At 70.5% G+C, this 21261-nt stretch carries 23 protein-coding genes and 1 tRNA gene; 15 read left to right on the plus strand and 9 right to left on the minus strand.

The features are described from left to right. Positions 1-17: 17 nt before the first annotated feature. From ACWGE1_RS02305 to ACWGE1_RS02335, 7 genes are all read left to right on the plus strand, one after another. Positions 18-91 (plus strand) — tRNA-Met (locus ACWGE1_RS02305). Positions 92-439: 348 nt separating this feature from the next. Further along, positions 440-976, plus strand: coding sequence for a SigE family RNA polymerase sigma factor (locus ACWGE1_RS02310; protein WP_453418676.1), 537 nt, complete (start codon positions 440-442; stop codon positions 974-976). Then, a complete protein-coding gene (locus ACWGE1_RS02315; RefSeq protein ID WP_453418677.1) occupies positions 969-1409 on the plus strand; it encodes a hypothetical protein in 441 nt (146 codons plus the stop codon). The genes ACWGE1_RS02310 and ACWGE1_RS02315 overlap by 8 nt, the downstream gene beginning before the upstream one ends. A 145-nt stretch (positions 1410-1554) precedes the next feature. Continuing rightward, entirely contained in the window at positions 1555-2811 is a 1257-nt protein-coding gene (locus ACWGE1_RS02320; RefSeq protein WP_453418678.1) for a mannosyltransferase family protein, read from the plus strand. Positions 2812-2951: 140 nt separating this feature from the next. Then, the gene (locus ACWGE1_RS02325; protein ID WP_453418679.1) at positions 2952-4196 is read left to right on the plus strand and encodes a serine hydrolase domain-containing protein; all 1245 of its coding nucleotides are present in this window, start codon (positions 2952-2954) and stop codon (positions 4194-4196) included. 99 nt (positions 4197-4295) lie between these two features. Continuing rightward, entirely contained in the window at positions 4296-4526 is a 231-nt protein-coding gene (locus tag ACWGE1_RS02330) for an antitoxin MazE7 (protein WP_453418680.1), read from the plus strand. A 130-nt stretch (positions 4527-4656) separates the two neighbouring features. Beyond that, a complete protein-coding gene (locus ACWGE1_RS02335) occupies positions 4657-5487 on the plus strand; it encodes a class I SAM-dependent methyltransferase (RefSeq protein WP_453418681.1) in 831 nt (276 codons plus the stop codon). A 38-nt stretch (positions 5488-5525) separates the two neighbouring features. Here ACWGE1_RS02335 and ACWGE1_RS02340 read toward each other — a convergent pair whose 3' ends face one another. Then, on the minus strand, positions 5526-6485 hold the full coding sequence (locus ACWGE1_RS02340) for a LysR family transcriptional regulator (protein ID WP_453418682.1): 960 nt from the start codon (positions 6483-6485) through the stop codon (positions 5526-5528). Positions 6486-6669: 184 nt separating this feature from the next. Here ACWGE1_RS02340 and ACWGE1_RS02345 point away from each other — a divergent pair, with 184 nt between their 5' ends. From ACWGE1_RS02345 to ACWGE1_RS02355, 3 genes are all read left to right on the plus strand, one after another. Next, positions 6670-10143, plus strand: a complete 3474-nt coding sequence (locus ACWGE1_RS02345; RefSeq protein WP_453418776.1) for a M28 family peptidase — start codon at positions 6670-6672, stop codon at positions 10141-10143. A gap of 281 nt (positions 10144-10424) precedes the next feature. Next, positions 10425-11021, plus strand: coding sequence for a DUF6529 family protein (locus ACWGE1_RS02350; protein WP_453418683.1), 597 nt, complete (start codon positions 10425-10427; stop codon positions 11019-11021). Positions 11022-11206: 185 nt separating this feature from the next. Next, positions 11207-11605, plus strand: coding sequence for a hypothetical protein (locus ACWGE1_RS02355; protein WP_453418684.1), 399 nt, complete (start codon positions 11207-11209; stop codon positions 11603-11605). Positions 11606-11894: 289 nt separating this feature from the next. Here the strand turns inward: ACWGE1_RS02355 and ACWGE1_RS02360 are convergent, their stop codons facing one another. Next, complete coding sequence (locus ACWGE1_RS02360) at positions 11895-12926, minus strand: hypothetical protein (protein ID WP_453418685.1); 1032 nt, start codon at positions 12924-12926, stop codon at positions 11895-11897. A 149-nt stretch (positions 12927-13075) separates the two neighbouring features. Between ACWGE1_RS02360 and ACWGE1_RS02365 the strand changes: the two genes are divergently transcribed. Continuing rightward, positions 13076-13297 (plus strand): hypothetical protein, encoded by a 222-nt coding sequence (locus ACWGE1_RS02365; protein ID WP_453418686.1) that lies wholly within the window; start codon positions 13076-13078, stop codon positions 13295-13297. Further along, entirely contained in the window at positions 13297-13548 is a 252-nt protein-coding gene (locus ACWGE1_RS02370) for a hypothetical protein (RefSeq protein WP_453418687.1), read from the plus strand. The genes ACWGE1_RS02365 and ACWGE1_RS02370 overlap by 1 nt, the downstream gene beginning before the upstream one ends. Positions 13549-13679: 131 nt before the next feature. On the opposite strand, the gene ACWGE1_RS02375 is transcribed toward ACWGE1_RS02370, so the two are convergent. The 6 genes from ACWGE1_RS02375 to ACWGE1_RS02400 form a co-directional block, all read right to left on the minus strand. Continuing rightward, on the minus strand, positions 13680-14213 hold the full coding sequence (locus ACWGE1_RS02375) for a hypothetical protein (protein ID WP_453418688.1): 534 nt from the start codon (positions 14211-14213) through the stop codon (positions 13680-13682). Next, positions 14210-14776 (minus strand): DUF6461 domain-containing protein, encoded by a 567-nt coding sequence (locus tag ACWGE1_RS02380; RefSeq protein WP_453418689.1) that lies wholly within the window; start codon positions 14774-14776, stop codon positions 14210-14212. The genes ACWGE1_RS02375 and ACWGE1_RS02380 overlap by 4 nt, the downstream gene beginning before the upstream one ends. Positions 14777-14966: 190 nt before the next feature. Then, entirely contained in the window at positions 14967-15536 is a 570-nt protein-coding gene (locus tag ACWGE1_RS02385; protein ID WP_453418690.1) for a hypothetical protein, read from the minus strand. Between the two features lie 177 nt (positions 15537-15713). Beyond that, complete coding sequence (locus ACWGE1_RS02390; RefSeq protein WP_453418691.1) at positions 15714-16670, minus strand: D-alanine--D-alanine ligase family protein; 957 nt, start codon at positions 16668-16670, stop codon at positions 15714-15716. A 58-nt stretch (positions 16671-16728) separates the two neighbouring features. Next, positions 16729-17073, minus strand: a complete 345-nt coding sequence (locus ACWGE1_RS02395; protein WP_453418692.1) for a cold shock domain-containing protein — start codon at positions 17071-17073, stop codon at positions 16729-16731. Next, complete coding sequence (locus tag ACWGE1_RS02400; RefSeq protein WP_453418777.1) at positions 16976-17479, minus strand: MarR family winged helix-turn-helix transcriptional regulator; 504 nt, start codon at positions 17477-17479, stop codon at positions 16976-16978. The genes ACWGE1_RS02395 and ACWGE1_RS02400 overlap by 98 nt, the downstream gene beginning before the upstream one ends. A gap of 221 nt (positions 17480-17700) precedes the next feature. On the opposite strand from ACWGE1_RS02400, the gene ACWGE1_RS02405 reads away from it, so the two are divergent. Further along, a complete protein-coding gene (locus ACWGE1_RS02405) occupies positions 17701-18831 on the plus strand; it encodes an NADH:flavin oxidoreductase (protein WP_453418693.1) in 1131 nt (376 codons plus the stop codon). Between the two features lie 251 nt (positions 18832-19082). Here ACWGE1_RS02405 and ACWGE1_RS02410 read toward each other — a convergent pair whose 3' ends face one another. Next, positions 19083-19994, minus strand: a complete 912-nt coding sequence (locus tag ACWGE1_RS02410) for an NAD(P)-dependent oxidoreductase (RefSeq protein WP_453418694.1) — start codon at positions 19992-19994, stop codon at positions 19083-19085. Between the two features lie 84 nt (positions 19995-20078). On the opposite strand from ACWGE1_RS02410, the gene ACWGE1_RS02415 reads away from it, so the two are divergent. Continuing rightward, the gene (locus tag ACWGE1_RS02415) at positions 20079-20450 is read left to right on the plus strand and encodes a winged helix-turn-helix transcriptional regulator (RefSeq protein ID WP_453418695.1); all 372 of its coding nucleotides are present in this window, start codon (positions 20079-20081) and stop codon (positions 20448-20450) included. A gap of 404 nt (positions 20451-20854) precedes the next feature. Then, positions 20855-21154 carry a hypothetical protein gene (locus ACWGE1_RS02420; protein WP_453418696.1) on the plus strand — a complete coding sequence of 100 codons (300 nt, stop codon included), beginning with the start codon at positions 20855-20857 and terminating at the stop codon, positions 21152-21154. The last annotated feature ends 107 nt before the right edge of the window (positions 21155-21261 follow it).

Below are 21261 nucleotides of genomic sequence, written 5' to 3' on the forward strand. Positions count from 1 at the left end.
TAGGGTGGGGTTACCGACGCGGGGTGGAGCAGCTCGGTAGCTCGCTGGGCTCATAACCCAGAGGTCGCAGGTTCAAATCCTGTCCCCGCTACTGCTCGGAAGGGCCCGGATCCTGATGGATCCGGGCCCTTTCGCTGTGTCCGGGCCGTTCCCGGCACGCCAACGGACCGACCGGAGCCGGGCCCGGGCCCGGCTGGGGTCCGGGTCGCGGCGGGCCGGGCCGGGTTCGGGTCGGGCCGGGTTCGGGTCGGGCTCGAGATCCGGTTCGGGTTCGGACCCGGAACACCCGCTGCCCGGATCCACATCACCCGCCGGCACGTGGCGCCACCGCCCTTCCGCGCCGTGACCGCCGCGACGATGGACACCCCCGCCCACCGTGTGACGGCACTCACACCACGAACTGTCGTCCGATGTAGACCGGATGCGGCGCGGCAGACGTATGCCCGTTGAGAGGGATACATGGATTCGGGAGCGATTTTTGACCATCGAGGAGTTCGAGGAGTTCTACGCGCAAGCGGCGGGACGGCTCACAGGACAGCTCTACGTGATGCTCGGTGACCACCACGAGGCCCAGGACGTGGTGCAGGAGGCCTTCGTCAGAGCGTGGGGACGCCGCCGCCAGCTGGACCGCGACGGCCGGCCCGACGCGTGGATCCGTACGGTCGCCTGGCGGCTCGCCGTCAGCCGCTGGCGCGGGCGGCGGCGCAGCGCCGATGCCTGGCAGCGCACCGCCCCCGCCGGTCACGTGGAGGGACCCGGGCCGGAGGCGGTGGCGCTCGTCGACGCGCTGCGACAACTGCCCCTCAAACAGCGCCGGACGATGGCACTGCACTACCTGTGCGATCTGACAGTCGAGCAGATCGCCGCAGAGACCTCACTGTCCGCGAGCACGGTCAAGACCCACCTGTCCCGGGGCCGGGTCACGCTCTCCCGTCATCTGCAGGACCCCCGCATTGAGGAGGCTCCCGATGCCTGACTCCCACGACCCGTTGCGGTCACTGTTCCGGGAAGCGGCTTCCGCCGGACAGTCCGCCACCACGACTCCGCCCGTCTCCGTCATCGCGCGGCGCGGCGAACGCGTCCGTCGGCGCCGGATCGCCGGTATCGCCGCCGCCTGCTTCCTCGTCATCGCCGGATCCGGTGCCGCCCTGTCCACGCTCCTGCCGGGTGACCCCGGCCCGACCCTCCCGGCGACCACTCCTCCCTCTCCCGTGGCGCCGTCCCCGACCTCCGCACCGCCCCCACCGCGCAACACCACGGAACCGCGCAACACCATGGAGCCGCGCAACACCTCGATGCCGCCGGCCAGCCCCACCGGGACGACGCTCCCCGGAATGTCCCCCACTCCCCCAAGGAGCGGGACGGCAATCCCGGGGATGTCCTCCACTCCCACGCAGACTCCCCGGTAGCTCCTCCCCGCCTCTCTTCCCGCCTCCCTCTTCCCTCTTCCCTCCTCCCTCTCCCTTCCCCCTCCCCGCACCACACCGCCCGCTCGCACCGGCCCGACCCCGGCCGGTGACTCCGCACGCCTTCAGACGGTCAGGAGATCCCCATATGCCCGTTTCCGCCCCGCGTCGATCGGCCGAGGTGTCCGGCGAGACCACCGCCCTGGCGCCCGTGCCCGTGCCCGTGTCCGTACCCGACACAGGTCGCCGTCCCGGTCGCGTGCGCACCGCGTTCGCGCGGCTCGACCCGGGTGACCGCGAGGTGCTGTGGCTCTACCTGCTGACCCGCATCGGCATCTGGGCCACCGCGGGCGCCGTCGGCTGGCTGTTCCCGGGCGACGGCAATGCCCGCCGCCCCACCCCACTGCTCTCGGCCTGGCAGCAATGGGACTGGTGGCACTACCTCCACATAGCCCAGGACGGCTACTTCCCGGGCCAGGCCGGACCCTGGACGGCCGGCTGGGACAACCGGGAGGCCTTCCTGCCCGGCTTCCCCCTCGCCCTGCGCGCCGTCCACGCGGTGGTTCCCGACTGGGCAGCCGCCGGAGCGCTGATCTCGTTCGTCTCGGGAGGCGTTGCCGTCCTGGCTCTCGCCCGCATCGCCCGCCATCACCTGCCCGACCTCGACGCGGGCCGCCGCGCGGTGGCGTTCCTCCTGCTCTCGCCCTGCGCCGTGTTCCTCGCCGCGGGCTACACCGAGTCGCTCTTCCTCGCGCTGGCCCTGCCCGCCTGGCTGGCGGCGCAGCGCCAGAACTGGCCGACGGCCGCGGTGCTGGCCTGCCTGGCCTGCTCGGTGCGCGTCACGGGGCTGTTCCTCGCGGCCGCGCTCGCCCTCCACTTCGTCCTCACCGCCCGCAACCGCCGCGCCTGGCGCGCCGCCCCCTGGCTGTGCCTGCCCGCCCTCGCCCCGGGCCTCTACAGCTGGTACCTGCAGACGCGGACCGGGGACTGGATGGCCTGGAAGCACGCCCAGGAACGTGGCTGGTACCGGGACTTCCACGCCCCGTGGGAGGCCTGGGCCAACACGTGGGAGGCCGCCTTCCACCACACCCAGGCCACCGGGTACGCGCTGATGTGGCAGGCCGAACTCCTGGCCATGCTGGTCGGCGTCGTCCTCCTGGCGATCCTGGTGAGGGCCCGCCGCTGGCCCGAGGCCCTCTACATCGGCCTCACCCTGTGGGCCCTGGGCACCTCCTTCTGGTACACCTCCATACCCCGCTCCACCCTGCTGTGGTGGCCGCTGTGGATCGCCCTGGCCTCCTGGAGCCTGAAGCACCCCCGGATCCAGAGCGCGTACCTGTACGTCGCGGGTCCCCTCTCCGCCGCGGTCGCCATCACGTTCCTCACGGGACGCTGGGCGGGATAGCCCCCTTTCCGCCGGGTGGCCCATCCCGCACGGTGGGCGTTCCATCGAAGGGTGGGCCTTGTCCGAGGGGCTCTTCACGGCAGGAGATCGCCATGGGTCCTCGCAACCCCTGTGCCAGGCCCCACCGGCCTGCCCGAGCCATGACCGTGCACCGGGGGCGCGCCCGGACGGTGCTGGTGTGCACCGCCGCGCTGCTCGGCACGGTCCTGCCGGCCGGCGGTACGTGGGCCAGTGCCGCCCCGGGGTCCGTGGCCGCTGCGGGGTCCGCGCCCGCGTCGTGCGCGGCGTCCCCCGCGCCGTCGGGCGGTGAGGCGAAGCAGATCATGGACATCGCCAGGGCGGCGCAGAAGGAGCTGGACCTGAACGCCGTCGTCCTGCGGGTCACGCGCGACGGGCGGGAGGTCGTCACGGGCGCACTCGGCGAGTCGATGACGGGTGTCCCGGCCACGGCGGACATGCACTTCCGCGCCGGTTCGGTGGCCATCGTCTACATGGGCATCGCCCTGCTGCAGCTCGTCGAGGACGGCAAGGCCGGACTGGACGATCCGATCGCGCGCTGGCTCCCCGACGCGCCGCACGCCGACGAGATCACCCTGCGCATGCTCGGCAGCTCCACCTCGGGCCTGCGCGACTACGTGCCCGATCCGAAGTTCCTGGCCGCGCTGTACGCCGACCCGTTCCGCCAGTGGACGGCCGACGAGCTCGTGGCCATCTCCGCCGCCCACCCCCTCCTGTACAAGCCGGGGACGAGCTGGAGCTACTCGCACGCGAACTTCGTGCTCCTCGGCGAGGCCCTGGAGAAGATCTCCGGCAAGCCCCTGGCCGAGGTATTGGAGCAGCAGATCACCGGACCCTCCGGCCTGGACAACACCCGCAACAGCTTCACGCCCGAGATCCAGACGCCCGTCCTGCACTCCTTCGACGCGGAGCGCGGCAAGTACGAGGAGTCCACCTTCTGGAATCCCTCCTGGACCACCGCCCCCGGCGCGGTCCTGGCCACCCACATCTGCGACCTGGCCCGCTCGGCCGAGGCCGTCGGCAAGGGCGAGCTCCTCTCGCCCTCGAGTTTCAAGGTCCAGCTCGACCCGGGCACCGTGGGCCTCGGCGGCAACATCCCCGGCTGCGCGCCCAGGGACTGCTTCCGCCAGCTCCCTGAGCGGCACTTCGGCTTCGGCGTGATCGTCCAGAACGGCTGGATCCAGTCGAACCCGTCGTTCGCGGGATACGCGGCCATCCATGCCTACCTCCCTGGCGAGGGCCTGGCCATTGCGGTCTCCACCACGGTCGGCGCCAAGGCCCCCGAGGGCAATACGGCACAGACCATCGCGGGACGCATAGCCGCGGTTCTCGCGCCCGACAACTCCCTGGCCCCGGGCGGCTCCTAGGAGGTGTGCCGGGGGGTGTACCGGGGGACGTTTCCCGCGGGTAGGACGCCTGCGTCGAACGGGCCCCCGCCCGGTCACCGGGCGCGCCATACTCGGAGCATGGCCGACACCACCACCGTCGAGGTCGACACCGATGTGCGCGACCGCCTCGCCGCGCTCGCCGCGGACCGCGGACTGAGCCTGCGCGCGTACCTCGCCGAACTCGCCGCCGCTCAGGAGAACGAGGCCGCGCGCGCCCGCGCCGCACTCGCCTTCGAGAGGGCTCTGGAGCGGCCCGGCTTCCGTGAGGGGTTCGCGCGCGACTTCGGCCGTCCGGGGTCCCGCGACTGATCGGAACGGCGGGGCGCTCCGGCGCGTCCGGCCCGGCCTGTCCGGGCCGTATCGGCGCCGACGGGCCGGGTCCGCCAAACGTACCTATGCTCGGAGAAGGGGCAGCCCCGAGCGCTGGAGGACGGCTGTCATGACCGAGGCGAGCGATACGGCCCAGGCGGACCGCACCCTGAAGGCCCGGCACCGCGCGATGTGGGCGCTGGGCGACTACCAGTCCGTGGCCTCCCACGTCATTCCGCAGCTCGGAGCCGTACTCGTGAAGGAGTGCGGCGTCCAGCGCGGTGACCGGGTGCTCGACATCGCGGCCGGTTCGGGCAACGCCGCCATCCCGGCCGCCCTGGCCGGGGCCGACGTGGTGGCGTCCGACCTCACCCCCGAGCTGCTGGAGATCGGCCGGCACCTGGCCGCGGTCCGCGGGGCCGAGCTGGAGTGGCGGGAGGCGGACGCCGAGGCCCTGCCCTTCGCGGACGGCGAATTCGACGTCGTGATGTCCTGCGTCGGCATCATGTTCGCGCCGCACCACCGGCCCGCCGCCGAGGAGATGCTGCGCGTCTGCCGTTCCGGCGGCACCGTCGGGCTGATCAACTGGACCCCGGAGGGCTTCGTGGGCCGGCTGTTCGCCGCGATGAAGCCGTACGCTCCCCCGCCGCCGCCCGGTGCCCAGCCGCCGCCGCTGTGGGGGGACGAGGAACACGTGCACGAGCTGCTCGGTGACGCGGTCACCGACGTGGACTCCCGCCGCCGGACCGTTCGCGTGGACCGCTTCACGGGGCCCACGGACTTCCGCGAGTTCTTCAAGGCCTGCTACGGGCCCACCATCGCCGTCTACCGCGCCGTCGCCGACGATCCGCAGCGGGTCGCCGAGCTGGACGCGGCGCTCGATGCCCTCGCCGCCGAGCACACCGTGGACGGGGTCATGGAGTGGGAGTACCTGCTGCTCACGGCCCACCGCCGGAGCTGACCCGCGTTCTCCGGCCCCAGCGCTCTGCGCCCCACCGGTCAGTCGAGGACCGGATGCACCTCGGGGTGCGCGTCCCACCACTCCTTGTGGAAGGCGTTGTTGTCCACATTGGCCAGATAGGCCCGGGCCGCGGCCCGGTACAGCAGTTCCGCCTGCCCGGCCGAGAGCGCCGCGCGGCTCCAGGCGAGTCGGATGCGGCCGATGATGGGGTTGCCGACCAGCGGGCGCATCACCGTGCCCTCCCCCGACGGGGCGGTCGGCTGACTGAGCGCGACCGCGCGGCCCGCCGCGATCAGGTCGTGCTGCATCTTGCGGTCGGTGATCCGGTAGCGCAGTGACGGGCTGAATCCGGCCTTCGCGCAGGCGGCGACGAGGGCTTCGGGGCCGCCGTCGTCGTCCTCCACCAGGGTCATCCACGACTCCCCGGCCAGGTCGGCCAGTTCTATGCGGTCCAGGCCCGCGAGCGGATGCCCGGCGGAGAGCCGGATGCAGAACGGCTCCCTCGGTATCAGCGTCCTGGCCAGGGTTCCTTCCGGCAGCGGAACCTCGTGGTCGTTGACCTCCCCGTACACGATGGCGTCGTAGCGCCCGGCGCCGAGCATCCGCGCCAGCACGGTGACCGAGTCCTCCAGGTCCACGGCTATCTCCCGGCCTGACATGGACAGGTCAGTCTGGGCGAGGAGCCCGTCGAGCAGCACGAGCAGGATGCAGCCCAGCCGTAGCGGACTGCCGGTCGAGATGGCGCGCGCCTCCGCTCCCAGAGCGTCCATCTCACTGAGCACCCGACGTGCCTTGGCCAGCACGAACTGGCCCAGCGCCGTGGGTTCCACCCCGCTGCGGCCCCGCACGAACAGCTCGCCCCCGGTGACCCGTTCGATCCGGCGCAGCTGGGCGGAGAGTGCGGGCTGGGACACTCCGAGCCGCCTCGCCGCGCCCCCCAGGCTGCCCGCCTCCGCGATCCGGCAGACGGCTTGCAGATGCCTCAACTCCAGCTGCATCCGGGCAGCGTACGAGTCGGGCCGCCGCGGCACCATAACGCGGACCTTATGCCTGCCGGGATGTCCCAATCTCGTCATGTTCACGCTCATACTCGGCCGCGAACGAGCACTCATCCCCACCCCCCACCCCCCACGATCGGAGTGGACGTTGCATCCCAGCAGATGGACGGCGGCCGTGGCAGCGATGGCCCTGACCGCGAGCCTTGCCGGCGCCCTCGCCGGGACGGCATCGGCGGCGCAGCAGGCGCAGCCCTCCCCGTCCCAGAAGGACACACCGGCCGCACGCGCGGTCGCGGCCGCCGACCAGGCCGTCGACAGCGGCCTGGACTCCCTGGTCAACTCCTCGCAGGAACAGTACGAGCGACGCCTCGTCACCCCCTGGGTCAAGGACCTGTACTCCGTCTCGTACGAGCGCAGTTACCGCGGTCTGCCGGTCGTCGGCGGCGACGCGGTCGTGCTCGCGGACGGCACCGGCAAGGTGCGCGCCCTCCAGTCCGCCTCCTCCGTACGCATCGACGTCTCCACCCGGGCATCGGTCTCGGCCAAGGACGCCGAGTCCGCCTCCCGGGCCAGGCTGGCCTCGGTCGAGAAGGTCGAGAGCAGCCGTCTCGTCGTCCGGCTCAAGGACGACAAGCCGGTGCTGGCCTGGGAGACAGTACTGAGCGGCCGTACGAAGACCGCGCCCAGCAGGCTGCACGTCTTCGTGGACGCGCGGACCGGCACCATCGTCGACAGCTACGACGAGGTGGTCGCGGGCACCGGCAACAGCAAGTGGAACGGGCCGGGCCCGATCACCATCGACACCACCAACTCGGGCTCCTCGTACACCCTGCGCGACCCGAACCGGACCGGCCTCAGCTGCGCCGACTACAGCACCGGCACAGTCTTCACGAAGTCCTCCGACTCCTGGGGCACCGGCAACCCCACGAGCAAGGAGACCGGCTGCGTGGACCTGATGTTCGCCGCGCAGAAGCAGTGGGACATGCTCTCCCAGTGGCTGGGCCGCAACGGCGTCAGCGGCAACGGCCGCAGCTTCCCGGCCAAGGTCGGCCTGAACGACCTCAACGCCTACTGGGACGGCAGCTCGGTCACCATCGGGCGCAACAGCGCCAACGAGTGGATCGCCGGTGTGGACGTGGTGGCCCACGAGTACGGGCACGCCATCGACTCGAACACGCCCGGCGGCACCAGTGGCCAGGAGTCCGGGCTCGGCGAGGCCACCGGTGACATCTTCGGCGCGCTGACCGAGGCGTTCATCAACCAGCCGGCCCCGTACGACACTCCGGACTACACGGTCGGCGAGGTGATCAACCTCCAGGGCCGGGGACCGATCCGGAACATGTACAACCCGTCGGCGATCAACAACGACCCGTCCTGCTACAGCTCCGCGATACCCGGCACGGAGGTGCACGCGGCGGCCGGCCCCCTGAACCACTGGTTCTACCTGCTGGCCGAGGGCACCAGCCCGGGCGGCGGCAAGCCCAACAGCAGCACCTGCAACGGGACCACGCTGACCGGTGTCGGCGTGCAGAACGCAGGCAAGATCTTCTACGGCGGCATGCTGCTCAAGACGAGCAGCATGTCCTACAAGAAGTACCGTACGGCGACGCTGAGTTCGGCCAAGTCGCTGGACACCACCTGTGACCTCTTCAACAAGACCAAGGGCGCCTGGGACGCCATCAGCGTGCCCGCCCAGTCCGCCGACCCGACCTGCACCCCGAGCGGCCAGAACAACGACTTCTCGATGTCGCTGAACCCGTCGTCGGGCACCGTCCAGCAGGGCGCTTCCGTCACCACGACGGTCGGCACCACGGTCACCACCGGCAACGCCCAGTCGGTGACGCTGACCGCCTCCGGCCTGCCGGCCGGAGTGAGCGCCTCCTTCAACCCGGCCACCGTGCAGTCCGGTCAGTCCTCGGTGCTGACCCTGACCGCCACCGCCAACGCGGCGCCCGGTGCGTCCACCGTCGTCGTCAAGGGCCAGGGCTCGGCCCTCTCCCACACGGTCGACTACTCGCTCAACGTGGGCGGCACCCAGCCCGGCAACGACCCGCCGGACATCAACGTCGCCAACGTGCAGGCGCACCTGACCCAGTTCAACACGATCGCGAGCCAGAACGGCGGCCACCGCCGTGCGGGCAGCGCCGGCTACACCCAGTCGCTGGCGTATGTGAAGGGCAAGCTGCAGGCGGCCGGTTACACCGTCACCGAGCAGAACTGCTCCTCCTGCACCTACCCGTCGAACAACCTGATCGCTGACTGGCCGGGCGGCCCCGCCGACCAGACCGTCATGTTCGGCGCCCACCTCGACGGCGTCTCGGCCGGCCCGGGCATCAACGACAACGGCTCGGGCTCCGCGACCCTGCTGGAGAACGCCCTCGTCCTCGCCCAGAAGAACCCGACGATGACCAAGCATGTGCGCTTCGCCTGGTGGACCGACGAGGAGCAGGGCCTCAACGGCTCCGAGTTCTACGTCAACCAGCTGACCAGCGCGCAGCGCAGCGCCATCAAGGGCTACTACAACTTCGACATGGTCGGTTCCACCAACGGCGGCTACTTCATCAACAACGTCAACTCCGCCACCGCCGCCCCGCTGAAGGCGTACTGGACCTCGCTGAACCTGGCGCCCGAGGAGAACACCGAGGGCCAGGGCCGCAGCGACGACTACTCCTTCCAGCAGGCCGGCATCCCCACCTCCGGATACGCGGCCGGCGCCAGCGCCCGCAAGACCTCGGCGCAGGCCACCAAGTGGGGCGGCACGGCCAACGCCGCCTACGACCCCTGCTACCACAGCTCCTGCGACACCACGAACAACATCAACGCCACGGTGCTGAACCGCAGTGCCGACGGTGTCGCCTACGCCGTCTGGAAGCAGGCGGTCGGCGGTGAGACCCCCGCGCAGGACTTCTCCATCGGTGTCAGTCCGTCCGCGGGCAGCGCGGCTCCCGGCGGTTCCACCTCCGCCACGGTCAACACCGCCACCTTGAGCGGCGCCGCCCAGACCGTCGCGCTCTCCGTCTCCGGCGCGCCGGCCGGGGTGACCGCGACGCTCAGCCCGACGTCCGTCCAGTCCGGCAGCTCCTCGGCCCTGTCCGTCCAGGTCGGCGCGAGCACCGCGCCCGGCACCTACACGCTGACGATCACCGGCTCCGGCACCGTCAGCCACACCACCACCTACACGCTCACGGTCACCGGGGGCGGCACCTGCACCCCGCGCCAGCTCGTGGTCAACGGCGGCTTCGAGAACGGCGCCAGTCCCTGGAGCGCGACCGCGGGCGTCATCACCAACCAGTCCGGCCAGACCCCGCACGGCGGAAGCTACAAGGCGTGGCTGAACGGGTACGGATCCACCCACACGGACAGCGCCTCCCAGACGCTGGCGATCCCGTCGGGCTGCTCCACGTACCGGCTCGGCTTCTTCCTCCACATCGACACCGACGAGAACGAGAACGTGGTCTACGACCGCTTCACGGTCTCGGTGGGCGGCCAGACGTTGGAGACCCTGTCCAACCTGAACGCGAACTCGGGCTACGTGGAGAAGTCCTACGACCTCTCGCAGTTCGCCGGCCAGAGCGTCACCCTGAAGTTCAACGGCACGGAGGACCAGTCCCTGCAGACCTCCTTCGTCGTGGACGACGTCACCCTCCAGGTGAGCTGACGCCCACCTGGCCTCCCGCCCGACAACGGCCCGGCCCGGCCCCCGCCCCCCGGGGACCGGGCCGGGCCTCCGCCCGTCACGGCTGCCACCACGGCGACGTCCACGCCGGCCTCCGGCCGAGCGGTCGGCCTCCAGCGCGGTCACGACCGGATGGGGCCGGCCCGGCACCATCCGGTGCTTGCCGTCGTCCCGACGGCCGCGTCGGCCGCCATCTGCCGCACCGGGCGAGTACAAGGGGATGGCGAACCGCCAACCCTCAGCGTTCCGAGACGAGGAGCACCATGTCGCACGCCCGGCCCGCTCTGCGCCGCCCGGAAGCCGGGCTCGCTCTCGCACTCGCGTTCGCGGCCGGCGCCGCGGTCTTCGTCGCCGTCTTCCTGATCGGCCGGGCGAACACGCCGGACTACACCGCGACACTGTTCGGCCAGTCGGACACCGATGCCATGCGTCTCAAGGCACAGCTCGCCACCGGCGTCCTGGGGCTGGCCGCTCTCCAGCTGCTGCTGGCGCTGTGGATGTACGGCCGACTGCCCGGGGTGCGCCGGGTGCCGGGCCCGGTTCCGATCACCCACCGGATCGTCGGTGTGGTCCTGTTCGCCCTCACCGTCCCCATCACGGTGCACTGCATCCGGGCGTACGGCGTGCAGCTGACCGGCTCGCGTGCGGCAGTGCACTCGCTCGCGGGCTGCTTCTTCTACGGGGCGTTCGCCGCCAAGGTCCTGCTGGTGCGGAGCCGCCGCCTGCCGGGCTGGGCCCTGCCTCTGGCCGGGGGCGCGCTGGTGGTCGTGGTGGTGCTCCTCTGGTACACGAGTGCGCTGTGGTACTTCAACGGAAACAGCGTGCCGGTGCTGTCCCTCGGCCCGGATCAGCCTGGGTAACGGTGCTGGGCCGGCGTAGGTCCGGCATCAGGGTGGAAGGCAGAAGCGGAGGTCGCAGGGCGGGAGGCGCAGATCCCAAGAAGTGGTCATCTTCACGGATCCGGCCTCGCTGCCTGGCGTTTGGTACATGATCACGGAGCGGGAGTCCGACCTCCCGCCCCGCTCTTCGACGACCAGGAGCCCTCATGTCCATCGAGCTCGACTTCCCTGAATTTCCCTATGAGGAACCCCCCAGCGGCATCACCTGCTGGCAGAAACCCTGGAACGGCGTCCTCGTCATGGTGGACCAAATACCTTTCAAGACCGGCGACAAGGTCACCTTCCACATCACGGTCTGCAGCGACATCGCCGGGCACACTCCGGCCGTGGAGATCCAGGGTGTCGCGAACATCGCCGCTGACACCACCTCGGCCGGCTACACCATCCCCTGGGACGGCGTCCTGGACGCCGTCGTCGAAGGTTCGATCATCGCCTTCTACACGCACACTCCCGCTGACGGCAGCGCGCCATCGACCTCGCAGGAAGCCATCGTCCGGTACTCCCGTCAGCAGCCCGACGGCGCCGTCTGCGGCCCGGACAACTGAACCGCGCTGGGCAGGTCCTCACGCCGGCTGCTGTGCTGCGGACCGAGCGAAACCCCATGCCGTTCGTGCCCGCATCGCCGCGACCCTCCGTGTAGGTGGTCCAGTCCGTTGTGGCGATTCAGGTGACGTAGTCGCCTCCGTGAGGAGGTACTCGGCGCCGTCGGCAGGCCAAGACTGCGCGGGGAGAGTGGCAGGGGGCAGGACGGCGCCCGGACTCGTGCCCCACCACGTGCAGGGCCGCAGGTCCGCAGGCGGCGGGCCGGAGCACAATGGTGGCGGGCGGTCGCCGTCAACGACGCAGGGCCCACGGGTCGTCGTTCTCCGCCGGATCGGACTGTTCGGGACGGAGCATCTTTCGGACGCAGCGCTGCAGTCCCGTCTCACCGGATCCGCCGGCGAAAGCCATCCAGGGCAGGGCGTCCATGGCGTGGGCGCGCTCGTCGGTGGCGAGGTCGTCGACGACGGCGCGCAGGTCTTCGGGGGCGGTTTCGCCGGTGAGGCAGAGCCAGCCGATTGCGGCGGCCAGCCGGACCTCGGGCGACTGTGTCCGGTCCCGCCACCGATCCCGCATCCGGGCGGTGGTCGGCGGGTGGGGGTGGGCGCGGGTGGCTTCGGCGGTGGCGAGGACCAGGGCAGCACGGACGATCGGGTCCTGCTCGGCGGCGAGCCGGGCGTGGAAGGCGGCACGGACCGCGTGCTCGGGGTCGGTTGCGGTGGCCAGAGCGTAGGCGGCGTCGATACGGATCGCGGGGGCGGGGTCGTCGAGAAGGGGCTGCAGGAGGGCGGTGTCGGCCGTGATCGCGGCCCTGGCAGCGGCGACCGACCAGCCCGCCGGGTAGCCGGTCACCTCGACGCCGTAGTCGTCGTAGAGGTCGTCGTACCCGGTGTCGGCGCGGTGGAGCAGCAGTTCCTCGCGGGAGGCGACGCCGAAGTAGCAGGCGCGGGCCGGGGAGGAGGCCTCGGCGAGCGCGTCGGCACGGTACGGGTGGCGGGTGTCGGCGGCGATCCGGATCAGGAACGGTACGGCGAGCACGGCGGCGGCCCGCATGTCGTTGGCGCACATGCCGCCCACAACGCCCGTTCCGGCGCGAACGGGTGAGTCGCCGGTACGCATCAGTTGCATGGCCTCCCTGACACGATCCCCCTGTGGAAAGTGCTCCCAGGGGACTTCGTCGAGCAGGAATCCGTCCTTGGCCTCGGGCCGCATGGCGGCCACCACCGCCCGCACGTCGAACGTCCCGCCCGCGAACGAGGCGAGCTCCGCCCCGTCCACCAACGCCCGGCACATCGCGAAGGTCGGATCCGTCCGCCACTCACCCACGTCACACCGTCCCACCGCTGAGTCCGATCGGAGCCGATCATGCCCGATCGGACCGACTTCGGTGCCAACGCGCTGCGTTCGCACGGCTGACTCGCCTTCATACTTCCGGCTGGCTGCTCCTGCGCTAGCCTCGTTGCACCATCTTTCACTTGGAGGTTGTGATGCGGGCCGTCTTCGACCCGGCCGAGCAGGGGGCTCTGCGGGCCGACGCGCGGGAAACGGCAGACAGTGACCCGCAGGTCGCCCACGTGCTGGAGCGGCTGGCCGGCGAAGGTGTCGCCCTGGACCACGTCACCGCCCGGGAAGACCCGCGCAAGATCCCGGGCCGGCTCCCGCTCGGCGACTCCGCTCCCATCCCGAACGTCGCCTGATGGGGCGGCAAGGTCCCAAGCGCGCCCGGATCGTCTTCTACGACGTGGCGCTGGAACAGATCGAGAGGATGACGGCGGCCGAACGCGAGCGGCTGGACCCCGTGCTGGTGGCCGTGTCCAGGAATCCCGAGCTCGGCATCTTGTCGAAGCACGGTGCGGTCCGTGAACACCGCGAGGACGGCGTCCGGGTGCTGTACGTGCCAACGGCCCTGGGCACCCTGATCCTGGTCGCATACGTCGAGACAGACTGACTGCGGGGGCTGAGTCCGGGCCTCGGCCCGGTGGTCGGTGCTGCTGTGGGGCAGGCTCGGGCGAAGGGGCCGCAGTACGTCCTGTACGACGGTCGGCGCGGCCTCGACCTACAGGATCCGAAAGAGACCGCCTAGCCGAGGTCCAACGGCAGCCCGAAGTGCCCTTTGATGATCCGCAGGGTGTGGGAGCCGTCGGCGTTGAAGGTGGGGTCGGCGTCGTACCGGGAGGTGTCCCGGCCAACGATCCCGGCATCCAGCAGTTCCCTCACCAGCAGGTCGGCGCGGGATCCCGCGCGGCGCGACTCTCGGCGTCCGCCGAGGTTCAGGTAGAGCTGCTCGAAGCCGCCTCGGCAGTACGCGAACTGGAACGGGTGGTCGGGGCAGTGCGGCACCATGTAGTTCTGGCCGTGCGGGCACGCGCACGGGGGCGTGGAGGCCACGAACACGGTCTCCACCCCGGCAGCCAGATGGGTGGCCGAGCGTGCGACCTCCCAGGCGCCGCTGTCCTGCGGAGCGCTATAGGCGTCCTGCTTCACCCAGGCCCAGCCCGCCTCTTCGCCGGAGGCGAGGACGGGGTGTCCCGTCCCCGCGAGGAAGCCGACGAGGGCGGCCAGGGGCACGCCCCGGCCGAAGGTGAGGTAGGTGTTCGGGGCAAGCCTGGTCACGGGGCCACCACCCCCGGCGCGCCCGTCAGTTCTGCCGACAGCGGTGGCGAGGTCAGGTCGAAATAGCGCGCGATCGTCTTGATGATGAGTTTGCGGTCGTCGTAGAAGTGGTTGTCGAAGCAGTCGTGCTCGTCGTCCTCCTCCAGCGGACAGTACGCGTCCGGGCCGATCAGGCCGGCGGCCAGCAGTTCGGGCGAGAGGTGGTCGGGGTCGTCGCCCACCCGCGAGCCGACGTCCTCGAAGCTGAAGGCGAGCACCGTGCGGCCGTCCCGGTAGTACTCGAACCACGGCCCATGTGCCTTCGCGCTGCACGGCTCGGTCACGAACACCACGAGCTCCGTGCCCGCGGAGCAGACGCTGCGGTAGTCGACCGGGTCGTAGTCCTCGATCTCCCAATTGGCCATGTCGTGCACGGCCCAAGCCCACCCGCCGTCCTCGCCGGCGGCAAGTGGCTCCCGCCTCAGGGCGGCCAGCCGCTCGGTGAGCACGTCGAGGGACGTGCCGCGGGCGAAGACGATGTTCACCTCGTGGCCGGGGAAGGACTCGTTCATCCATTCGATCATGCCCGACAGCCTATGAGAGGGCACTGACAACCACCGATGGATCAACGCGTGTGCGTTGTGCGGCAGTCGCGCGACGGTCACGTCCGACTGGATCGCGCCGTGCACCAACCCCCCTCACCTGACTGCTCTCCCCCGTCGTATCGCCGGTCCTGCTGGAAGCAGTGGTGCACAGGGGCCGCACAGGGCAGAGCTACCCGTCGAAACCGTCGGGGACCTTCCCGCAGGGCGCGTGGATTCTGACAGCGAGTGTCCCCGTCGGCTCGTACCAGTCCATATCGACCTTGTCGCCGGTGACCGGATCCTCGAAGCGGAATCCCATGTCGGAGATGTCCTCACTGATGAGCTTCCAGCCCTGTTCCGAGAGCCGGCTGCGGACGCGTTCCTGGCCGGCACGAGCCGTGGTCCGGGGAACGTCCGCAGTACTCCAGTCGAGTACGAAGCTGCGTACATCCCGGCGAGCCTCGTCGATGTGAGCGACAGACCGGAGTCCGCGGTAGTAGCAGGCACCCGTGTCCACGTGATGGGCTTCGAAGCGGGACCGTCCGTCCAGGTCTTCCTCTACGCGCCCGGCTTCCTCCCGGAGCCGCACGGCAACCGCGTTCGGGTCGACCTCCGGGTACGGTGCGCCGTTCCACAACCGGTACCCGCCCCAGGACAGGAACAACAGGAGTGTGACGCCGCCGAGCACCAGCGCCGTACGAGGGAGGCGCGCACTCGAGCGGGGCGCAACAGCGCCGGCAGGGGTCTGAACAGAGCTCATGGTTGAGAAGGTAATGGCGGGGTGTGTGCGTCACATCGGGGCGGCTACTCATATCGACGTGAGTAGTAGGCGATTCAACGATCAGCACGGGCGAGATCAACACGGGCGCATTGTCCGCCCGATCAGCCTCTCGCCCTGGGCCGGTTCAGTGCATGTCCTGGGGAGGGGAACAGACGGTCAGGCGCCCGGTGCGGAACGGTTCAGCGCAGAGGTGATGACGGCGGCGGCCATGCCGTCCTGCGGGTCGAGGCCCGCCAGGACGGTCGCTCGGTGGGTGGCGCCGTCGCGGGGAAGGCCTGGCAGGCCGTTGACCTCCAGGAGGTGGAGGGCCCCCTCGGGGTCGAGGCGGAAGTCGGCTCGGGCCATGTCCAGGAGGCCCAGGGCATCGAAAGCCAGGCTCGTGAGGTGGCGTGCCTGGCGAGCGAGGGTCTCGGGGACGGGGGCGGGGACTTTCAGATGCTGCCAGCGGGCCGGATCCTGCTTGAGGTCGTAGTCGAAGACCCCGCCGTCTGCGACCGTGGCGGGCATGGTGGTCTCCGCGACCGGGAGCGGGCCGCCCGCGGCCGTCAGGTAGGGGACGGTGATGTCGCGGCCGGGCACGTACTCCTCTACGAGCACCCCGTCCGGATACTCCTCGAGCAGGGCCGCCGCCAGGGCGGCGGCTTCCTGCGCGGTGTGGGCCAGGGACGTACCGGTGATGCCCTTCGAGCAGGACTCGAAGTTCGGCTTGACGATGACCGGAAACGACAGAGAGCACAGCCCTGCCGCCGGTGCGCCCGGCGTCAGGAACACGGCGGGCGGTGTCGGCACGCCGGCCTCGCGCAGGACGAGCTTGGTGCGGTACTTGTCCAGGGCCAGCGCCAGCGCCCGCGGCCCGGAGCCGGTATAGGACAGGCCGAGCTGTTCGTACAGCTCGGGAAAGGCGGACTGCCGCCAGGGGCCGCTCCACCCCTCCGCCAGGTTGAACACCAGGTCCGGCCGCATTTCCCCCAGGGCCCGGGCGACATCCGCCAGCGGCCCGGACACCTCCAAGGGTTCGACGGTATGCCCGAGACGGGCCACCGAGGCCATCAGGTCCTCGAGCTCCGCGCGGGAGGTGAACCCCCGCTGCTCCAGCCCTTCGGACGACCTCACGTTGTGAGCGACCGCTATCCGCACCGAACCCCCAGCCCCAACCACCCGATCCCGAACCTCATCCCTGCCCAGCCCAAGGGCCCGTGCAACCGCCCTGACCTGTACGGATCGCGCCATCGTCCGCACCGGAGCGCAAACACGCCGCCCGCAAGACCACGCCGGCCTGCCCGTCGGTGATCTCGAAATCCTCCCGCTGGTTCTCCTCCAGGTCCCTGAACCCGGATGCCTGAATCGCGCTGAAGCGAACGAAGACGTCCGTGGCTTCGCCATCGCGCGAGGGTCTGGGCGCCGCCCGATGGGCCTTCCTACGGGGCGGGAGTCGCGGGTGTCTGCGGAGCAGGCGTCGGGGATTCGTGCGGGACCGGTGGATGGCATGCGGCGCGGGTGGCGCTTTCCTCCGCACGCGGCCAGTACCGTCCTTCGAGGGCCTCGGCGCTGCGGTTGAGCCGGACCAGGACGTCCTCCAGCTCCCGTACTTCCTCAGGGGACCAGTCGGCGACCACCCGGGCCAGGCAGGACTGGTTGACCTCACGATCTTCGGCGAGCCGGCGCCCGCCTTCGACGGTGATGCGCAGCTTGCGGGCCATGCCGCCGTCCGGGTCCGCGACGCGCTCGGCCAGGCCGCAGCGCAGCAGGGCAGCCGTCTGACGGTTCACGGTGGAGGTATCGAGCCCGAAGGCCTCCGCCAACTGTCCGATGGACATGGGGCCTTGCGTCTCGATCCGACTGAGCAGCAGGTACGCCGAACGCTCCAGGCGTTCGGGGTCGCGCTCGCGCCGGGCAAGCACCTGGTGCCGCGAGAGCAGCATCAGCTCCCGCTCCAGTTTCTCCAGCACTATGCCTCCCGCTCCTTCCGGCGCTCCATTATCGCGGACCTGTGAACCCGCGGACCGGCGGACCCCTGCACGGCTCGGTCGGCGGGCGGCACCGCACGACGGCCGACGCTGCAATATGCATGATACATAGCATGTGTAGTATGCACTTCCCGTTGTCATCCCGCCGAGGCACAGCCTCACCCCGGAGGACCTGTATGACCGTCACCACGTCCACCGCCTCCCGCGCGGCCGAGATCTTGTCCCGGCCCGTCAAGCTGAACGGCCTGACCGTCCCCAACCGCATCGCGATGGCGCCGATGACGCGGATGTTCTCCCCCGGCGGCGTGCCCGGAGAGGACGTGCAGGCGTACTACGCCAGCCGCGCCGCCGCGGGTGTGGGTTTGATCGTCACCGAGGGCACCTACGTCGGTCACGACTCCGCCGGGCAGAGCGACCGGGTGCCGCGGTTCCACGGCGAGGACCAGCTGGCCGGGTGGGCGAAGGTCGCCGCGGCCGTGCACGAGGCGGGCGGCACGATCGTGCCTCAGCTGTGGCACATAGGCATGGTGCGCAAGCAGGGCGAGGCGCCGTATCCCGACGCCCCCGCCGTCGGCCCCTCCGGCATCCGCGTCGACGGCACCGAGGGGACCGGCCGGGCGATGACCCGAGCCGACCTCGACGATGTCATCGGCGCGTTCGCCGACGCCGCCGCGGAGGCCGAGCGGATCGGCTTCGACGGCATCGAACTGCACGGCGCGCACGGATACCTGCTCGACCAGTTCCTGTGGGAGCGGACCAACCGCCGCACCGACACCTACGGTGGCGACGCGGTGGCCCGTACGAAGTTCGCCGCGGAGATCGTGGCCGCGGTCCGCGAGCGCGTATCGGCCGACTTCCCGGTGATCTTCCGCTACTCGCAGTGGAAGCAGGAGGCCTACGACGCACGGCTCGCGCAGACCCCGGAGGAGCTGGAGGCGATCCTGGCCCCGCTGGCGGCGGCGGGCGTCGACGCGTTCCACGCCTCCACCCGCCGCTACTGGCTCCCGGAGTTCGAGGGCTCGGATCTGAACCTGGCGGGCTGGACCAAGAAGCTCACCGGCCGGCCGACCATCACCGTCGGCTCGGTCGGCCTCGACGGCGACTTCATCCGCGCCTTCGTCGGCGAGGGTGCGGCGCTCGGCGACATCGACAACCTCCTGGACCGCATGGAACGCGACGAGTTCGACATGGTCGCCGTCGGCCGGGCACTGCTCCAGGACCCGCAGTGGGCGGCGAAGGTGCTCGGCAACCGCTTCGACGAGCTGAAGCCGTACGACGCGGCGGCGCTCAGGTCGCTCAGCCGGTAGCCGGAAGCCGGAAGCCGGAAGGACGGTCAGCCGGCCGGTCCGAAGACGCCCCGTGACATCGGTCCGCCGAGGTCACGGGGCGTTCGCAGTCCGGTCGAGGATTGCCGAGCCTCGCCCGGCCCATTGGACCGTGTCCCATGTGGCGAGGCGGAGACGCCGTTCCTAGCAGCGGACAGCTGCGGCGAGGCCGAGGTGGGCCGGGTAGTTGCGGGAGTGGCGTTCGTAGCGATGCTCATCAGTCCCGCGTTCGGTCAGCGCGGCTCTCGGATGCTGTCGACGATGCGGGTCCAGTTGTCGCCGCCGTGTCCTTTCTCGATGGCGCGCCGGTAATGGGCCTGCACGGCCAAGGGGAGAGCGAGGTCGAGGCCGAGTGACATGCTGGTCTCGACGATGTGGTCGGCGGTCGCGCCCATCATGGTGACCGTGCTGAGGTCGCCGGGGTGCTCGCCGGCATCCAGCGCGGCGCCGGGGATCTCTTCGCCGGCCCTCAGGATGGCGCCGATCGAGTCGGCGGAGGAGAGCAACTCCGGCAGTGTTTCCTTGGCGTTCAGTCCTGCAGTACCCAGCATCGCGGTGGCATGCATCAGTGCGGACAGGGTGGTGAGGAACACCGTGAGCTGGGCTTGATACATCATCTGGGCGAGCCCCGGATCCGCACCCAGATGCTTTGGCGTGCCGAGCGGTGCCAGCACCGCCCGGTGGTTCGCCATCACCTCGTCGGGGCCGCTGTAGTAGACATGGGCCGCTTCCGTGCCGACCATCGGCGCCGGGACCATGACACCACCGGTGAGGAAGGCGGCGCCGTGGCCGGCCGCCCAGGTCGCCGCCTCGCGCGTACGGTCGGGCGTGTCCGAGCTCAGGTTGACCAGCGTACGGCCGGCGAGTGATGCGGTGGCACCGTCGAGGATGTCGTACATCGCCTGGTAGTCGGTGAGGCTGAGAATCACGAGGTCACTCGCTTCGACCGCCTCGCCAGGTGTTGCCGCGAGCGTCGCTCCGTCGGCGACGACTCCGTCGGCCCGGGCCGCGGTGCGGTTCCAGACGGTGACCGGGTGGCCGGCGGTGAGGAGGGTGCGGGTCATCGCCTGACCCATCGGGCCGAGCCCGATCACGGTGACAGCGCTGCCCTGCCTGGTGGTGTGGTTCTTCTGTTGTTCGTTCACTCCTCCATGCTCGGAGAGCCCGACTACTCTCGGAAGTACCCACTATTTTCTGCGGTACTTACCTTTTAGTAAGGGGGATCAGTGATGGCCAAGGCGCCGAGACGAGGGCCTTACATCTGCGGCATCGATGCTGCGCTCGACGTGGTGAGCGGCAAGTGGAAGGGACTGATCCTCTGGGAACTCGACGCCCATCGCGTACGCCGCTTCGCCGAGCTTCGTCGCGGTCTGCCGGGAGTGAGCGAGAAGATGCTGACGCAGCACCTGCGTGAGATGGAGGAGGACGGTCTCGTGCACCGGGAGGTCTATGCCGAGGTGCCGCCGCGGGTGGAGTACTCCCTGACCGAGCACGGGCACACGCTCAATCAGGCGCTCGGGCCACTCGGCGCCTGGGGGGTTGAGCGGATGCGTCGCGAAGGCTCCGAAGCGGTCGACGTAGCCGAGGCCTCACACGGCTGAGACGTCGTAGCGGTGGCTTCCGCCGGCGTTCGGCCCGAGCGCGGTCGCCGACCGGATTCTCGTAGCCGCGATGGACGGCTACGAGCCAGAGGTCGGCTGGAAGCAGCGCATCACGTCCCTGGCCCTGTGCGCGAGGGCCTTCGCGCACCAGGGCCCAACTCGCCGCGGTCTGAGGACGCTACGCATCGAGCGGCACCGGTTCCCGGCTGGTCATGGAGCGGTTCGCGTGGCGGCGCGGGCGCCGACCCCGAACGCTGCCCGGCCCTGGCCCACTTCGCCCGAGCTGAGACGTGTCCCGTCACGCGAGAGTGACGTCCCCCGCCTCAGTAGCGCCGGCACCGGCGGCTAGTGTGGCAAGGTGCCGAGGGGCGTTGATCTTGGGGGGACCAGTGGGTCGCAACAGTATGCCGGTGGAGAACCAGGGCGACACCGAGCTCTGCCTCTTCATCGAGCCGTACTGCGACGACTACTGGATGAAACCAGGAGAGGCACTCACCGTCCGTTCGGAGGCGGAGGGCATCGATGTCTGGTTCGACACCTATGTCTCGAAGGGTTGCGTCACCCTGTGGCTCTATGAGGACGGCGATCCGCACAAGATCGTTGCCGACTACGCAGTCGTCGACGCGAGCGGCACTCGGCTGGACTCCGGACATCAGAGACCCCGTGGCCAGCGCTGGTCGGCTGCCGGCCCGATAATCGACTGACGCGGGCGCGGGCCTGCTGGTGTTCGCGGCCCGGACCGACGCCGCGTCGCCCCCGGCCCGACCACGAGCCGCGCCTCCAGCAGGGCGGTCAGAACCTGAGTGGGTGA

This window comes from Streptomyces sp. NPDC054932 (genome assembly GCF_053610205.1).